The sequence below is a fragment of the Nostoc sp. genome (assembly GCF_036917555.1).
GTDB lineage: Bacteria > Cyanobacteriota > Cyanobacteriia > Cyanobacteriales > Nostocaceae > Nostoc.
The window spans coordinates 1-14,811 of the sequence record NZ_JBALDD010000022.1 but is presented as its reverse complement, the minus strand read 5'-3'; the positions used below and the strand labels follow the sequence as shown (position 1 = coordinate 14,811).

General features: G+C 39.6%; 17 protein-coding genes and 1 pseudogene. 13 read left to right on the top strand and 5 right to left on the bottom strand.

Features of this window, described 5'->3' with window-relative positions:
* Positions 1 to 187 precede the first annotated feature (187 nt).
* The 6 genes from V7K60_RS08075 to V7K60_RS08050 all read left to right on the top strand — a co-directional run bounded on the left by V7K60_RS08075 (position 188) and on the right by V7K60_RS08050 (position 6,196).
* The gene (locus V7K60_RS08075; protein ID WP_334924439.1) at positions 188 to 1,063 is read left to right on the top strand and encodes an ATP-binding protein; all 876 of its coding nucleotides are present in this window, start codon (positions 188 to 190) and stop codon (positions 1,061 to 1,063) included.
* On the top strand, positions 1,044 to 1,427 hold the full coding sequence (locus V7K60_RS08070; RefSeq protein WP_334924437.1) for an STAS-like domain-containing protein: 384 nt from the start codon (positions 1,044 to 1,046) through the stop codon (positions 1,425 to 1,427). The genes V7K60_RS08075 and V7K60_RS08070 overlap by 20 nt, the downstream gene beginning before the upstream one ends.
* A complete protein-coding gene (locus V7K60_RS08065; RefSeq protein ID WP_334924435.1) occupies positions 1,427 to 2,032 on the top strand; it encodes a hypothetical protein in 606 nt (201 codons plus the stop codon). The genes V7K60_RS08070 and V7K60_RS08065 overlap by 1 nt, the downstream gene beginning before the upstream one ends.
* 108 nt (positions 2,033 to 2,140) lie before the next feature.
* The gene (locus V7K60_RS08060) at positions 2,141 to 2,275 is read left to right on the top strand and encodes a hypothetical protein (protein ID WP_334924433.1); all 135 of its coding nucleotides are present in this window, start codon (positions 2,141 to 2,143) and stop codon (positions 2,273 to 2,275) included.
* Positions 2,276 to 2,679: 404 nt separating this feature from the next.
* Positions 2,680 to 3,663: an AAA family ATPase gene (locus V7K60_RS08055; protein WP_334924431.1), complete on the top strand. Its 984-nt coding sequence runs from the start codon at positions 2,680 to 2,682 to the stop codon at positions 3,661 to 3,663.
* 49 nt (positions 3,664 to 3,712) lie between these two features.
* Complete coding sequence (locus V7K60_RS08050; protein WP_334924429.1) at positions 3,713 to 6,196, top strand: S8 family peptidase; 2,484 nt, start codon at positions 3,713 to 3,715, stop codon at positions 6,194 to 6,196.
* A 230-nt stretch (positions 6,197 to 6,426) separates the two neighbouring features.
* On the opposite strand, the gene V7K60_RS08045 is transcribed toward V7K60_RS08050, so the two are convergent.
* Entirely contained in the window at positions 6,427 to 6,603 is a 177-nt protein-coding gene (locus V7K60_RS08045; RefSeq protein WP_334924427.1) for a ribbon-helix-helix domain-containing protein, read from the bottom strand.
* 172 nt (positions 6,604 to 6,775) lie between these two features.
* Between V7K60_RS08045 and V7K60_RS08040 the strand changes: the two genes are divergently transcribed.
* The 3 genes from V7K60_RS08040 (at position 6,776) to V7K60_RS08030 (ending at position 7,967) form a co-directional block, all read left to right on the top strand.
* Positions 6,776 to 7,312: a hypothetical protein gene (locus V7K60_RS08040; protein ID WP_334924425.1), complete on the top strand. Its 537-nt coding sequence runs from the start codon at positions 6,776 to 6,778 to the stop codon at positions 7,310 to 7,312.
* Positions 7,305 to 7,610: a helix-turn-helix domain-containing protein gene (locus tag V7K60_RS08035; RefSeq protein ID WP_334924423.1), complete on the top strand. Its 306-nt coding sequence runs from the start codon at positions 7,305 to 7,307 to the stop codon at positions 7,608 to 7,610. Before V7K60_RS08040 ends, V7K60_RS08035 begins: the two co-directional genes overlap by 8 nt.
* A 159-nt stretch (positions 7,611 to 7,769) precedes the next feature.
* Positions 7,770 to 7,967, top strand: a complete 198-nt coding sequence (locus V7K60_RS08030) for a hypothetical protein (protein WP_334924422.1) — start codon at positions 7,770 to 7,772, stop codon at positions 7,965 to 7,967.
* Positions 7,968 to 8,110: 143 nt separating this feature from the next.
* Here the strand turns inward: V7K60_RS08030 and V7K60_RS08025 are convergent, their stop codons facing one another.
* From V7K60_RS08025 to V7K60_RS08015, 3 genes are read right to left on the bottom strand one after another with little or no spacing between them, the layout of a single operon-like run.
* Positions 8,111 to 8,614, bottom strand: a complete 504-nt coding sequence (locus V7K60_RS08025) for a TniQ family protein (protein WP_334924420.1) — start codon at positions 8,612 to 8,614, stop codon at positions 8,111 to 8,113.
* A complete protein-coding gene (locus V7K60_RS08020; RefSeq protein ID WP_334924418.1) occupies positions 8,614 to 9,450 on the bottom strand; it encodes a TniB family NTP-binding protein in 837 nt (278 codons plus the stop codon). The genes V7K60_RS08025 and V7K60_RS08020 overlap by 1 nt, the downstream gene beginning before the upstream one ends.
* A 2-nt stretch (positions 9,451 to 9,452) precedes the next feature.
* A complete protein-coding gene (locus V7K60_RS08015; protein ID WP_334924417.1) occupies positions 9,453 to 11,168 on the bottom strand; it encodes a Mu transposase C-terminal domain-containing protein in 1,716 nt (571 codons plus the stop codon).
* Positions 11,169 to 11,448: 280 nt separating this feature from the next.
* Here V7K60_RS08015 and V7K60_RS35155 point away from each other — a divergent pair.
* Positions 11,449 to 11,853: pseudogene (locus tag V7K60_RS35155) on the top strand (DUF2262 domain-containing protein).
* A 145-nt stretch (positions 11,854 to 11,998) separates the two neighbouring features.
* On the opposite strand, the gene V7K60_RS08010 reads toward V7K60_RS35155, so the two are convergent.
* Positions 11,999 to 12,181, bottom strand: a complete 183-nt coding sequence (locus V7K60_RS08010; protein ID WP_334924416.1) for a CsbD family protein — start codon at positions 12,179 to 12,181, stop codon at positions 11,999 to 12,001.
* 388 nt (positions 12,182 to 12,569) lie between these two features.
* Between V7K60_RS08010 and V7K60_RS08005 the strand changes: the two genes are divergently transcribed.
* The 3 genes from V7K60_RS08005 to V7K60_RS07995 all read left to right on the top strand — a co-directional run bounded on the left by V7K60_RS08005 (position 12,570) and on the right by V7K60_RS07995 (position 14,614).
* Positions 12,570 to 13,457 (top strand): TIGR02587 family membrane protein, encoded by an 888-nt coding sequence (locus V7K60_RS08005; RefSeq protein ID WP_334924414.1) that lies wholly within the window; start codon positions 12,570 to 12,572, stop codon positions 13,455 to 13,457.
* Complete coding sequence (locus V7K60_RS08000; protein WP_334924412.1) at positions 13,454 to 13,852, top strand: TIGR02588 family protein; 399 nt, start codon at positions 13,454 to 13,456, stop codon at positions 13,850 to 13,852. The genes V7K60_RS08005 and V7K60_RS08000 overlap by 4 nt, the downstream gene beginning before the upstream one ends.
* 483 nt (positions 13,853 to 14,335) lie before the next feature.
* Positions 14,336 to 14,614 (top strand): hypothetical protein, encoded by a 279-nt coding sequence (locus tag V7K60_RS07995; protein ID WP_334924410.1) that lies wholly within the window; start codon positions 14,336 to 14,338, stop codon positions 14,612 to 14,614.
* Positions 14,615 to 14,811: the final 197 nt, after the last annotated feature.

Below are 14,811 nucleotides of genomic sequence, written 5' to 3'. Positions count from 1 at the left end.
CTCGATGAACTACAAACCAAAATAAACACAATGAAACGCCTAAGAGAAGAGGCAATGAAAGAACTTGATGCACTACTACCTTCTATCTTGGACAAAGCATTTAAAGGAGAATTGTAGATCAAACTCACCAATTACCCTTACAAGCCCTGCTAAGATCGATACTTAACGAAGCATTCAAAAGGGAATTGTGAGCCTTACTCTTCAAATTCCAACTGTCAACGATAACCTAGATGACTTTGATTGCTTGTTTCAACTTTGGCAACAAGTCAATGAAGACTGCTCCGAAGTAATTTTCGACTTTTCCAAATGTTGGTTTCTACGACCAAACGCAGTAGCTTTTCTGGGTGGATTAATTCGGTTAATTGAATCACAAGGTAGAAAAGTCACTTTTCAACAACATACTCTTCATAAAAAAGTCAAGAGAAATCTGCAACAAAATGGCTTTATGTATGCCTTTTGCCAGGATATGGCACCTTGGCAGGGAAACTCTATTCCGTATCGAGAAGATCCAAAGCAAAATAAAGATGAGTTGGTTCAATACCTAGCCGAACAATGGCTTGGTAGAGGCTGGGTTCATGTCAGCCAAAATTTGCAAAAGCTTATTGTTGCAACAGTGTTAGAAATTTATGCCAATGCTTTTGAACATGGACGGACAGATATAGGGGTCTTTAGCTGCGGACAACATTATCCTGATCTGAAACAACTTAAACTGACAGTGGTTGACTTTGGTGTAGGAATCCCTCAAAATGTGCGCGATTTCCAGAAAAATCCCAACTTACCAGCAGATCAAGCATTAAAATGGGCTTTTCAAAAGGGGACAACTACCAGGGGTGGACGAGTGACGGGTGGTATTGGTCTTGACTATTTAAAACAATTCGTTCATATAAATAAGGGAAAACTTCAAATTTTAAGCCATGATGGATGTGCGACAATAGATGAAAAACAGGAAGTTTACGAAAATAGACAAAGTTTTTTTGGAGGAACACTGGTAAATATTACACTCCTGTGCGACGAATCGTATTATGCTTTGGAGCTTGAACCAGATGATGAGCCGTTGTTCTAAGGGTCATGTGCGGACTATGAAACACGAAATCCTAACCCTTGTAGGCAAAAACTGTATTACACCTGGCGATGGTCAGAAAGTGTACGATTTGGTCATTGGTGAATTATTAGCTTTGAATGAAGTTGAGCTAGACTTTGCAGGAGTAGAAATTTTTGCTTCCCCGTTCTTTAACTTTGCTATTGGACAATTACTTCGGGATATTAAGCCAGAAACCCTAAACCGTCTGCTGAAATTCTCCAATCTAAATACGGTTGGTAAGCAAATACTCAAACTAGTAATCGAAAATTCAAAGCGATATTACTCCGATCCTGATTTCCGTAGTAGAGTAGACCAAGTTATTAGCGAACAAGCAAATACACAGTAATGCCAGTCAACTACACAGTTCAGGCTGAAGTGGTTGATATCCGGTCTGACGCTCCGAAAAATGATGATATTTTCTTAGTAGATACAAACGCCTGGTATTGGTATACCTATACTAATGCCAGTATTTCATCTCGTCCTTATCAGACTACAGAGTATCCTTCTTACATTGCCAAAGCCATTTCTGCTAACTCATTGCTTTTATACTGCGGTCTTTCATTGGCAGAATTAGCACACAACATTGAGCAAACAGAAAGAGAAATATTTTCTTCTACATTAAAATCTAAAGAATACCGTCATAACTTCCCAGCCGAGAGAGCAAAAGTTGTAGCTGAAGTTCAAGCTGCTTGGAGTCAGGTGATATCTAGTTCTGTATGCACAGATGTTTTGGTTAGCGAAGAAACAAGCAATGCAGCGCTTACCAGATTCCAAACCCAATTACTTGACGGTTACGACTTGCTGATACTGGACGCGATGGACAAAGCAGGAGTCACAAAGATAATTACTGATGATGGTGATTATGTGACTGTCCCAGGTATTAAAGTTTTTACTGCAAATAGTAGTGCGATCGCAGCAGCGAAAAGTAAAGGCAAACTTCTGGTGAGGTAGAAGGGTGTAGACGTGCATCAGCTTTTGACATTCTGCCATCTCTGCACCAGTTAAGACCATACACTACCTTAACTTTATTGGTGAAGCAGGTACTAGGAATACAAATTTATGAAGCGATCGCTTGAATTTGTAGAGTTTGGCTTGAACGCATCTTTAAATGAAGATAAACCTGTGATTTCATTGTGCTTAGAAGATATTGATCAACAATTGGTGCTGAAGTTGGAAAAACAAACCGTGAAGTAATTAGTATCATAAAACGGAAGTCGAAATCAATGAAAACATTACAGTGTAAGGTTTTCATTGATTTTGAATGGTAGGGTTATTTCCGTCGCGCTGTACTAGCCATCAATAATAAAGCAAATATCTGCCATAAGTTATGTATAACTAGACCTTTCAGCGTCAATAGATTGATATCCAAGGCTTTAATAAGAATAATTCTTTTTTTAAAAAGGGATTAGCACTATGATTAGCCGAAATTTATTGATCATTGCTTTTTGTTATTTTTTATAGTACACTTGTACCTATAATAAAAAGATAATAAAAATACACAGTTTGATATATCTATCTACTAAAGATGCTTTTTAAAGTTGTAAAATGAAATGTTCTACTTTATGAGAGCCTAAAAAACTTGTCAGATAAAATGCCTTATGTCAACAGCTCGCCACATTATTGCGCTCTTGAAGAGCTACCTAGAAGGTGAGGAGCAGCAATTTTTCTCTGTTGCTCTACAGATGGCTGCACATGAAGCAAGACAAGGACACACCAAAGTTGCTCAAGACATCCAAATTCTCATTGATAAGGCAAAAGAGCGCAAATCTGTTATTGAGCGTAAAGCTTACCCTGTACCGCTTGCCCAACCCAAGGGAGAACTAATAAATCTTGTATCGGTTCACTATTCAGATACAAGACTTATTGATATGGTTCTTCCTCCAGTTTTAGAAAAAAGATTACAACGTATTCTTATAGAACATATCAAGCAGCATCGTTTAGCTGAGTATAATCTCAAACCTCGTCGCAAAATACTTTTAGTTGGCCCACCAGGTTCAGGTAAGTCGATGACTGCTGCTGCTCTTGCTGGAGAACTACAACTTCCTCTTTTCACAGTTCTTTATACTGGTCTAATTACAAAATTTATGGGTGAGACAGCTAATCAGCTTAAACTCATATTTGATGCAATGCTGGTGACGAGAGGTGTTTATTTTTTTGACGAGTTTGATGCCATTGGCTCACAACGTGCTTCAGTTAATGACGTTGGAGAGATTCGCCGGGTTTTAAACTCCTGCTTGCAGTTTTTGGAGAATGATGACAGCCAAAGCCTAATCATTGCTGCGACTAATCATCCTGATTTATTAGATAAGGCTCTTTTTCGACGTTTCGATGACGTTATTGAATATGAGCTACCAAATCAAGAAGTTGTTCGCAAATTACTAAAAACACGTCTAGCTCCTTTTGATACTGAGTGGCAAAATTGGCAGCATATTATTGAGAGTGCTAATGGTCTAAGTCAAGCAGAATTAGTTCGAGCCGCAGATGAAGCGGCGAAAGTAGCTGTAATTTCCGATCAGGACTCAATATCTGAAGAAAATATGATTTCTGCGATTCTAGAGCGCAAAAACACCATCTTTAAGTGAGTGCGGTATTATTTTAATAAAGATGTGTTTAAATTAACCTCTTGATCCAATGCCTGATTACCAAAGGAATCTCCCTAATTTTTACATCGTGGAAAAGGGAGATAGCCAAAATTATACATATCGTGGAGGGGGAGGAAATAAAAAATCTTTCCCACCTCGCAATCGTATAGAACATGCCGAAACGTTGCAACAAGCTTTTGAGAAAGCTCTTGAAAATTATCAGCAACAAAAATTATTGTGCGAACCAGAACTTGCAGTTGGAGAAGCTGGTTTTTATTTAGAGTTACAGCTACAAAAAAGCGAACTGAAAGCGGTTGATCAGTTGGAGAACAAGCCTAAGAAAATCGAGTTGCTTGCTGTTCACTCATCTGATGAAGCAGACGAAACAGTATTAGCAACTGTATTTGTCCCAGAGAAAGCATCGGATTTTTTCGGCTCAAAAATCGAAGCTTACCGTGATGAAGAAACAAAAAAAGGCAAACCTAAAAACGAGCCTTTAATCGCACGGTTGGATGATATTAGCTTAGGTACAGTGCGTGCGCTATTCACAGACAATCTTGCATTATTTCCATGCGAATCTCAGGAAGTATGGTGGGAAGTTTGGTTACGTCATGGTTGTCGTGAATCTTTCCAGCAAATAGCTCAAATACTCGATATTAGAACAACAGCAAACTCAATTACCTTCCCTGAAAGAGAAGTAATTTTAGCCTTGACATCTGTAATAACCTTATCACGAATTATTAATAATAATGGTTTAATTGCTGAACTTCGTCTTGCTAAAGATTCACCATCTATGTTCTTTGAGATGGATATGCAAGAACAGGTTAGTTGGATCACAGAACTTGCAAATCGCACTACCGTAGCATCGAATAATAATTTAGCTGTTTGTTTATTAGATAGTGGTGTTACACGCTCTCATCCTTTAATTAAGCCAGCTCTTGCTCCTGAAGATTGTTTAACTTGCGATCCAAACTGGGGAGTGGCAGACAGTAAACATTGGCGCGGGCATGGTACTGACATGGCTGGACTAGTCCTCTATGGCAACCTTTACAATGCACTAGCAACATCAAGCAAAGTATATCTTACCCATCGATTAGAATCCGTAAAAATACTTTCAGACCAAGGACAAAACGACCCTAAGCTTTATGGAGCAATTACCCAGGAAGCTGTTTCTCGTGTAGAAATTAGCAACCCTAAGCGCCAGCGTGTCATTTGTATGCCTGTCACGAGTGAAATCGACAATAATAAAGGAGTTCCTTCTTCTTGGTCAGCAGCAGTAGATCAAATATCCTTTGAATTTCAGCGACTCATGGTTATTCCGGTTGGCAATATCGGTGGGGATATCATATTTAGTGAGTATCCTAATCGAAATGATGTAAGCCAAGCACAAAATCCCTCCCAAGCGTGGAATGCACTTGTTGTTGGTGCTTATACCGATAAAGTCAATATAGATAATCCAAAGTATGCTCAATGGCAAACTATTGCTCCTGCTGGCGACCTCTCACCTCGAAGTAGAACTTCTCTTTTATGGACTGATAAGTGGCCTATCCGACCGGATGTGACTTTTGAGGGGGGCAACCTAGCAACTGATGATCCTCATTCTTCTTGCATGGATATTGATGATTTACGACTTCTGACAACTTATTATCAACCAAATGTACGGCAATTTAACCTTTCTGGAGATACTAGCGCGGCAACAGCTTTGTGTAGCTATATGGCAGCACGTATTTGGGCTAAACACCCTGAATACTGGTCAGAAACAGTTCGTGCTTTAATAGTCCACTCCGCAGAATGGACTCCGGCAATGCTTAGACATTTACCTAAAAACCCTTCACAGAGGGAAAAAGTATCTACATTATTGCGTCGATATGGTTATGGTGTTCCTAATCTGGAGAGGGCACTTCTTAGTAGCAAAAATGACTTGACAATCATTTGTGAAGACCAGTTGCAGCCTTTTCACAAAGATGATGGTAAGGTAAAAACAAAAGAAATGAACCTTCACATACTACCCTGGCCAACACAAGAGCTAGAAAAGTTGCGTGAAGCAAAAGTAGAAATGCGGGTAACACTGTCATATTTGATTGAACCCAACCCTGGAGAGCGAGGATGGCAGAGTAAACATTCATACGCCTCTTATGGTTTGAGGCTTGCTGTTAAGCGTTCTACAGAGACCTTGGCTGCTTTTAGAAAACGGATTAACAAGGAAGCGCTAGAAACTGAAGAGAATGTTACATCTACTGGAAATAGCGACAGTGGATGGTTCTTAGGCCCCAAAACATGGAATCGCGGTTCAATTCATTCTGATATTTGGCAAGGTACTGCGGCTGAATTGGCTCAGAAAGATTCTATTGGTATATATCCTGTTAGCGGTTGGTGGAAATATAATCCGAGGTGGGAAGGATGGAATAAAACAGCTAGATACGCTTTGATTGTTTCGATCCGAGTTGTAGATGAAGTCGAAGTTGATATTGATCTTTATACTCCTATTTCTATTTCCCCCAAAATTAAACAGACTGTGCCTATTAATTTGTAGATTTTAAGTAGGCTTTTGTAACTCCGCTATCTTCCCAAACGTTATCTAAGACCGCTGACATTAACCATCCAACCTTAACGCCAGAACCTTAAATCTAGCGCTACTGTTTGTACATTCTGACAGCAAGGTTAACTTGTGGCGATCGCTTTTTAGGTAAACATTAATTTATAGTCCCCAGCCGCTTCATCAAAGGGACAGCCTATCTTCTGCAAACACAATAAGCAATCACCTCACTTTCCTTTTCCTTGATTCGGCGAAATCGTTCCTTCTACCTGCGCTTGTTTAACCGCCCGTTTCAGAATTAACACTGCCATTTGAGACAAAGAACGCTCCTCTGCATCCGCCAGTTGTTGCAGAGCTTCCTTGTCTTCTTCTTCCATGTAAATACTGACTACAACTTTCCCCATGTGACTATCATCAACTTATCTATGTGTTTCTATATTAAATCAATAAAAACACATAAATAAAAATAAAACAACCTTAAAGTTATGTATAATTACTGATAAGTCAAAAGCCAGCGCTTAACTTTTGCAGGGAAGACGCTGACTTTTGGCCCCCTCTATACAGGAGACATATTCCATGTTAAAGCCTGTTTGCTACAAAACAGATGAACACAGAAGTTATCTACAAGCTTTAGATGACTTCGGTATTGCTGAACTATTGGCGAAACTCAGCGATTACTGTGAACAGCAAGAACAAGAAACTTTAGCGGTGGTACTAATTGCTCAACTAACCCAGAGTATTGACGCTGAACTGATTGCTGATTATTTGAGTGCGTTGGCTTTGAGCGATGCCAAAGGCATCGCTCAAAATCACCAAGATTTATTTCCAGAGTTCATTAACCAGAAACTTTCTGTTGATTTACCCGACGATTTTCCTGATACAGCGAAAACACCCCGCTTTTTGTACGGCGATAGATTACGCTGGCTTGGTTCTAACACCGACTGGGGAATAGTGATCGGCAGATTTTACAGTTTTGCTCCCCATCTTTGCTGCTGGAGTTGGTGCTACCTAATTTGGTTAAGCAAAGACAGCTTCAGTGCCGCTTGGACATCTGCCGATATTGCTTGGGAGAAGGATTTAGAACCACTGGAAGGAGAGCCAGTATATGACTAATCCCCGCCCTCTAGAAGAACGTGAGCAAAACCTGATTGACCTTTATAGCCATTGTCAACTAGGAATGACACCCAAGAATTTTTATGCCAAATGGGATGTTAATCATGAGGCGATCGCTCGAATTTGCTCTCGTTCACTTTCAACTGTCCGACGCTGGTTCTCTAAAGGGCGCAACTACCGCCGTCCTATGCTTTCCGATTTACGCCATCTTGCCCTGATGGATTTGTTGCTAGAAGGCTTTGAGGAGATTCCTGAAGAACTCTTAAAAAAGGTCTGTTTCTCTGATCGGCATAAGTAGGAGTTGAAAAGTTAGCAAATTTCAATATCAACCTGACATTTCTTTACCAGCCACCCTCACACTAGGGTGGCTTTTGTCTAGGAAATTTTTGAACCAGAATTTGAGTCTTATTCAACCCAAATTAGCCAGCTAAATCACAAGTATTGTCAGGAGAATATTATGACCTACGTCGAAAAGTTAAATCCTTGGTGTGTAGTCCGCCATTTTCCGACTATGCAACACCAAATTGTTGCCCGTTTTCGTCGCCGGAGCTACGCTGAGGCTCATTTACAAGCTCTGCGCCGACTCGTACCAAGCGTGACTTTCACAATTATTTTCAATCTGGAAGTGGAGCAGTCAGACCAAGTTGCCCCATAGATATATCACATTCAGGAAGTAAACTAAATTTGTGACGAGTCTATTGCAGGGTAGCTGACGCTCCTAACGTCGCTACTGCTAACGCATTTTAATCAAATATTCTTTTGGAGTCCAACGTCGTTTCATAATATTAGGATTGTCATTCAATAATGCTTCTGACACTTTGCCATATCGACAAACGTCATAAAACACCGTTGACACCATCCATCCAGCCACAACGCTGGAACCTTAAACCTTGCCCCACAGTTTGGACATTCTGAAAGTAAACTTAACTTGTGGCGATCGCACCCCTGAGTCACTTTAAACTGCCAGTCAATTTTGTGACAAGGCGACTCAACATAACAAACAGCACATAATCGAATAGGCTCCATTTTCATCCCCACACCAGGAGGTGGTAACATCTGCTCTAACTTATCAGCATCAACCCCTACAACCTTAGCTAATGCCTCCAAATGTTGCTGAGAAGGAGGCGGATTCAACCGAAACTTTTCCCATCTTGCGATCGCACCACCAAGTCCTGCTGCTTTACCTAATCCAGTAGGGGTTAAATCATTTGCCCGTCGAAAACGTCCCAAAAAATGACTCAGGCTTTCTCCTTCATAGGGTTGAACTCTAAACAGCCAAGGCTTAATATTTTCCGCTTCCATCACTTGTATTCAGCAGCTACTTCCTTCAAAGTTTTCAAGTCAATTTTTTGCAATCCCTTTTTTAAAGCCCGGATTGCAGTCTCTCGCAGAATCATATCCATCAAACCGATATAACCTCCAGTTGCGTCCCCCAACGTCTTCAACATCGTCTTACTCGAAAGGTTGGAAGCAACTGGCAATCTGAGTATTTGCTTCTCCCAAATATCCACAGTTCGCTTAAAGTCTTCCCCTGACATCTTCCCAAAACGGTGACAAGACCGAAAACGGTTGTAAACCTGCTCATCGCGCTTAATCACTGCATCTAAGCGGTCAGTTCCTACCAGAATCACTGCTATTTCCAACCTGTCAAAAATATCACGCACTTCGGCAAAAGTTTTCGGCTTAAAGCGGTCAGCTTCATCAATAATCAACATCTCCACCCCGCAACCTTTAAGAACCCGCAGTGTTCTATCTCGAATTTCTGCCACTGTTCCTTTAGTTACCTGATATTTCAAATGTTCCATAATTACCCCAAAGAATTCCTTAGCACCGCACTCCTGGGGAATTTGGATATAAGCCACAGGTACAGTTGGGGGCTTTCCTGCTTCTTGAAGAGGTTTATTCCTAAGCCTATAGGCATCACAACCCATAGTTTTACCTGTTCTCGATTCACCTACTACACGCCCCGATTGCCTTGATTGGCGCTTTCCTTCCAACCAATTATGGAGAATTTGTACTTGTTCGAGTGGGATATAATCTTTACGATTTAATCGTTGAATCTCCGCCTGTAATTTTTCACTATTAACGGGAATATCACCCAATTGTTGAGCGACTGCTTGAGCTTCTTGTAAAGTCATTTTTACCACCCGTAATCTTCACGCATTTGTTCGTAATCAAAAACTTCCGGCATCTCTTGCTCAAGTTCGCTGTCAATAGATACTGCCTCTACTGATTCCTCTGGCTCAACAGGTATAAGTTGTTTAGCTTTTTTGACCTTAGCCTGTTCTACTTTCTGACGCTCTTTTTTAGTTTTCTTTTGAGTTTGGAATGTTTCGCGTTCTCTAACTTCAGCCAAAATTGAGCGATTGCTTACAGCCTTACCTGCTTCTCTGACCTTACGACTGATAGCTTTTGCCTCATCTAGAGATAGTTCCTCTGTCTCCAAATCTTGAGCATAAGCACGAGCAATAAATACTTCTTTATCCCCTTCTATGCAATAAACCAAAATCGTTGTGATGTCTCTAGGGTCATATCGCAACACAACACTTTCCCCTGCATAACCCGCTAAGAGTTCACCTCGATACATCAAGTTTTCAAATTGCAGATATCCCCCGCGTTGAATTTGTCGCCGTGTTTGCTTCATTAGGCAAATATCCAAATCTCTCTCGGAAAGTAAATCAGGGGAAGTAATTAAACCAGATTCCCATCGTTGAAATCTTGTCTGGTCGCCCATTCGAGCATCAAGTCGCTGGTTATAGTTATCAACGATGTAACGCACCAACATTTGCTCTAACTGCCGCAACGTTAAGCAAGCTTCTTTCTCCGCTTCCTCTGGTCGTTCTTGAACGTTTGAACCTGTATATCCTTGTAAAGTCGAGAATAATTCTGTGTTTAGAGTTTTAAACGGACGTTCGACACTACCACCTTCAGATGGCCGATCGCGCAAATGACAAACAAACCCTAACTGCACCCCTATTTGCTGTAAATGGTTGGAACGAAAATCTTTACCCCCATCCGTATAAAAGTGTTGTGGCAAACCAGAAGTACCCCATTCTTCGTGAAGTCCATATTCTGAACCATATTGCTTGGGCAAAATTGCATGACGTAGCGCCAAAGCTACAACCTGAGAACTTGGTGCATCGTAGCCTAAGTTAATTCCCATGATGCAGCGCGAATAACTATCAATAACTGTTGTTAACCAAGGACGACTAAGAATTTTGCCATGCTGATCTACTAATAAAACATCAACACGGGTATGGTCGCATTGCCAAACTTGGTTACTATGTTCTATCTGTAAATCTTTTCCATCACGGGTTTTAACTGATAAGCGCGAACCACGCCAACCCGGACTGCGAATACTTTTAGCTTGTTCAATTTTATCTATTAACGGTTGTAAAATTCGGTAAACCGTCATGTGGGAAGGAGGCTTAACTCCCAGTTCATCAGCCTTTGCCTTAGCTTTGATAAATACCTGTTGGCGAGTCATCCTTTTACTTCCCTTATTACCCTCCTTATAGGTATTCAATACAAACTCTTGCCAGTTTTCATCAACTCGATGCTTCCCTTTATCCACCCGTTGATTTTGCGCTAGTCCAGCCAAACCCTCCTGTTCCCATTTCTCTACTAGCCGTCGCACTGTACGTACTGACTTACCAAGTTTTTCTGCCGCTTCCTTGAGCTTTTGAGTATATGTAATGCGATCGCTATTTTCTAAAAGACTTTGAATCACCTCCATTTTCAACAAAGCTTCATCCGAAAGTTTAGAAACAATAACGTTTGCTTCAGAAAGATCGTTATTAATATCTGCGGAGCTTGCCCAAGTTATAGAGGTTGTAGAGAATTCTGCATCTTGCATACTATGTTTTATCAAAACATAGTTGTATTATACTACTCAGGTGACAAATAATTTGTTAATTTATGAAAATCATGATTTTTCAGTTTTCTGGAGATTGACAATTAAATTGTGAAATATCTGGCATTTGACATCTAATTTGTGAATTCAGGCTTAAAGCAGTGTGATTGACGTAAATAGCAAAAAACCTGCCATAATCCTTTCCATGACAGGTTTTTAAGTATTTAAGGTATTTGTGACAATATTCTGTTAAATTGACAAATAATTAGTTAATGTACAATTTTTGGAATATCTACGGTATAATTCCGAATTAGATTGGTATGAAAGCCAAGTTGTATTCTATGAAACACAACTTACTATTGGTATTTCAACAGACGATAATAATAAGGTCGAATCAGCATTGTACAGAGCTAATAGTGTTGTACGAGAGTTGAAACATTATGCTAAAAGTGCAAAATAATATGCTGTTAAACAATTGCTAAAGCTTAAGAATGAGACATGGCTTGATGAAGATGAGACATTAACATCTGAGGAGTTCAAAAACCGAATGACGCTTGAAGGATTGATCTTTTTTCCAGATGGTGAGGTAGAGTTATACTATAACGATGGAAACCTATTTTTTGGACACTGTATCATTATTAAAATGGATAAACATGATTGCTTTGTAGATGCTAGTATCCGTGGTTAATTGAAGAGGCAAGTTTTTAGTAACTAACACTTTCAGATTTTACGCCAGAAAAAACCCCACTAACTTATAGCAAGTGGAGTAATTAAAGTTACAAATTTAGGAGTTAATCATCTATAAAATCGCTATTTACACTAGACAAGCGAAATTATTCTAAAGCCTTCTTCAGTTCATCTTTAATATTTTCTACGGTGTGATCGACTTGGGCTTCAGCTTGCTTTGCTTGTCCTTCGGTTTTATCTTGTGGATTACCTGTGATTTCACCCACAACCTCTTGAATTTTCCCTTCAATATTTTTTGCAGTCGCTTCTATTCTCTTTTCGGCACTCATGGTTTTTATCTCCAGCTTGTAGTTGATTCAGGGAACTCTAAAAATAGATTACTACTGCTTGCAAAGTGGGTTGAAAAGCCCGCCCATTTCATAGGATGGGTAAGACACTCATCCTACAGGTAATAAAAAATTTGAGTTATTTTATTACTTGGAAATTCCTAAGCTATTAAATAATCTAACAGTTGTGTATTGTTTTTTACTTCCATCAACCGAGAGAATATTTTGGTAAATTATATTAACTTAAGATAGATGCCGCTCAGAATTGTAGCAAATAATGCAAAATATGAAAATCTGATAAATAAAATTTATATATATTAAAAAAATAACTTTTTCCCAAATAAATGAACTATAAGTTAAAGCAAAATTTAAATCAAAGGAAAAGAGAGGAGTGCCAACAAAAAGTCAAAAAAATATCTGGAAGAATGAGATTAATGACATCATTCGAGGTGCTTGTGGAGGTTTTTTGTTTGGCATACCCTTGCTGTACACAATGGAGGTTTGGTGGATTGGATCGCTGGCAAAACCACAACTAATAATGATGGCGATCGCATTAATGTTTATTGTGGTTTACTTGCTCAATTACACAGAAGGCTTTCGCAAACGCAGATATACAGGTCTCGCTCATCAAGCTGTAATGGATACCGTCAAAGCGATCGCGATCGGACTAGCTTGTTCTACCTTTGTGCTATTACTATTGCGAGAATTGATACTAGAAACCTCCTTAAGGGAGTCTTTAGGTAAAATCATCTTTGAAAGTGTGCCCTTCGCTCTCGGTGTAGCATTAGCGAATCAGTTGTTGGGAGATATTGAAAACAGTAATGGAAAAGGACAAGCAAGCGATCGGGAAAATAGCACAACCAAGAACAAAGGGGATGAGTTACACGCCACCTTTGCTGATGTGGGTGGAACCCTGATTGGTGCAACCATAGTTGCATTTAACATCGCTCCCACTGATGAAATTCCCATGCTAGCAGCCGCAACCTCTCCACCTTGGGAGTTGGCAATGATCGCCGCATCGTTGCTGATTTCTTATGGCATTGTATTTCAGGCAGGTTTTTCTAACCAACAAAAACGTAAAGAGCAAAAGGGAATTTTTCAACGGCCATCAAGCGAAACCATTATGTCTTACCTAGTATCATTGCTAGCAGGTGCTTTTATGCTGTGGTTTTTTCAAAAGTTAACTCTTAGCGACCCTTGGACAATGTGGTTAGATCATACATTGATACTGGGTTTACCTGCAACTATTGGTGGTGCAGCCGGAAGGTTAGCAATATGACTAAAACAGAACAACAACCAAAGCGCTCAATAGCTGAGTGGATAACATTCAGCATCGCCTCATTCATCCTAGCAATCATTGTGAGTCTAGTAGGCTACACTTGGCTGAACGAAAAAAATCAACCTCCGATCCTTTCTCTTATTAAAAAACAAACAATTCGAGAAGTTAATGGTCAGTTTTATGTTCCTTTTGAAGTTGTCAATAGTGGAGGAGACACAGCTGAGTCAGTTCAGATTATGGCTGAGTTACTGATTAACGGCAAAGTTACAGAAACAGGAGAGCAACAGATCGATTTTTTATCTAGTGGGGAAAGCGAAGAAGGCGCATTTATATTCAGCCATAACCCGCGCCAAGGTCAGTTAAATCTACGTGTTGGTAGCTATAAATTGCCATAGGTGACTGACAAATAAAAAAAATATCCCACAATATTGCATAATCTATTTGTTGGAAGTATACCCGAATTCAACCCTCACCCCACTTGCTTTCATAGTGGGAACGCTAAGAGCGAACAAGTTGGGCATTGCCTGCCTAACGCAGTGCGCTAAGAGTTGAGTTCGGGTGCGCACGATGAGCGCGCGGGTGGGGTATTTCTTTACCTGACGTTGACGTGGCCTCAGTCTCCGACACGCTGTTCACGTTCGTAGAGAAGTTGAAATCTCCTGTATAAGTCCTATATTTTATTGCTTCCCCATATTTCCAACACAATAGCCCTCGCCTTTTTGAAAGCCTTAAAGAAATTAAATAATTTTAGTAAATAGATTATTGTATTTTTCTCTCGTCAGAAATATAAAATATAATTAACTGTTTTGAGGCATATTTCATCAGAAATTTATAACTTTGATATTTGTAGTATTTCAGTATTACAAATACAAAAATATTTGATATACAAAACTATCAAGGAATATTTTATATATATTATTGGTATTCCTAATGATGGTTTATTGGTGTGTAATAGTCATAACTATTGGATTTTTGCTTATGAAGGCAATGACAATATCTCTGCTAGTCTTGGAGATAACTTAATTGATGCTGGAGAGAACAATGACAAGTTGGCTGGTAATGGAAGCAATGAAACATTTAAACTCAGTCGGCGCGATCGCAGCAGTTGCTTTAACTCTCTCGAACGAACAACGCATTGCCTCATCCTGAGTATTTAATTGTTGCATTTTGATGATATTATCTTGAAAAATTAAGGAACAAACCTTGTGGAAGTTACGATAAATCAATTGTTTAAGTTATCTGTAAAATATTTTCAGCAATCATATCATGTTCGGTAAATTACTTATGATTAAGCCTCGATTTGAATCCACCAATGAAAACCAGTTAAGCCTTGAATCAAATCTTGCTGTTGAAG

Excerpts from the sequence above, each read along its gene's own strand:
- V7K60_RS08020 (WP_334924418.1), bottom strand. The coding sequence starts at position 9,450 with ATGACTTTACAAGAAGCTCAAGCAGTCGCTCAACAATTGGGTGATATT.
- V7K60_RS08015 (WP_334924417.1), bottom strand. The coding sequence starts at position 11,168 with ATGCAAGATGCAGAATTCTCTACAACCTCTATAACTTGGGCAAGCTCC.
- V7K60_RS08065 (WP_334924435.1), top strand. The coding sequence starts at position 1,427 with ATGCCAGTCAACTACACAGTTCAGGCTGAAGTGGTTGATATCCGGTCT.
- V7K60_RS08010 (WP_334924416.1), bottom strand. The coding sequence starts at position 12,181 with ATGAGTGCCGAAAAGAGAATAGAAGCGACTGCAAAAAATATTGAAGGG.
- V7K60_RS08045 (WP_334924427.1), bottom strand. The coding sequence starts at position 6,603 with ATGGGGAAAGTTGTAGTCAGTATTTACATGGAAGAAGAAGACAAGGAA.
- V7K60_RS08040 (WP_334924425.1), top strand. The coding sequence starts at position 6,776 with ATGTTAAAGCCTGTTTGCTACAAAACAGATGAACACAGAAGTTATCTA.
- V7K60_RS08035 (WP_334924423.1), top strand. The coding sequence starts at position 7,305 with ATGACTAATCCCCGCCCTCTAGAAGAACGTGAGCAAAACCTGATTGAC.
- V7K60_RS08025 (WP_334924420.1), bottom strand. The coding sequence starts at position 8,614 with ATGGAAGCGGAAAATATTAAGCCTTGGCTGTTTAGAGTTCAACCCTAT.
- V7K60_RS08070 (WP_334924437.1), top strand. The coding sequence starts at position 1,044 with ATGATGAGCCGTTGTTCTAAGGGTCATGTGCGGACTATGAAACACGAA.
- V7K60_RS08060 (WP_334924433.1), top strand. The coding sequence starts at position 2,141 with ATGAAGCGATCGCTTGAATTTGTAGAGTTTGGCTTGAACGCATCTTTA.
- V7K60_RS08050 (WP_334924429.1), top strand. The coding sequence starts at position 3,713 with ATGCCTGATTACCAAAGGAATCTCCCTAATTTTTACATCGTGGAAAAG.
- V7K60_RS08030 (WP_334924422.1), top strand. The coding sequence starts at position 7,770 with ATGACCTACGTCGAAAAGTTAAATCCTTGGTGTGTAGTCCGCCATTTT.
- V7K60_RS08055 (WP_334924431.1), top strand. The coding sequence starts at position 2,680 with ATGTCAACAGCTCGCCACATTATTGCGCTCTTGAAGAGCTACCTAGAA.
- V7K60_RS08000 (WP_334924412.1), top strand. The coding sequence starts at position 13,454 with ATGACTAAAACAGAACAACAACCAAAGCGCTCAATAGCTGAGTGGATA.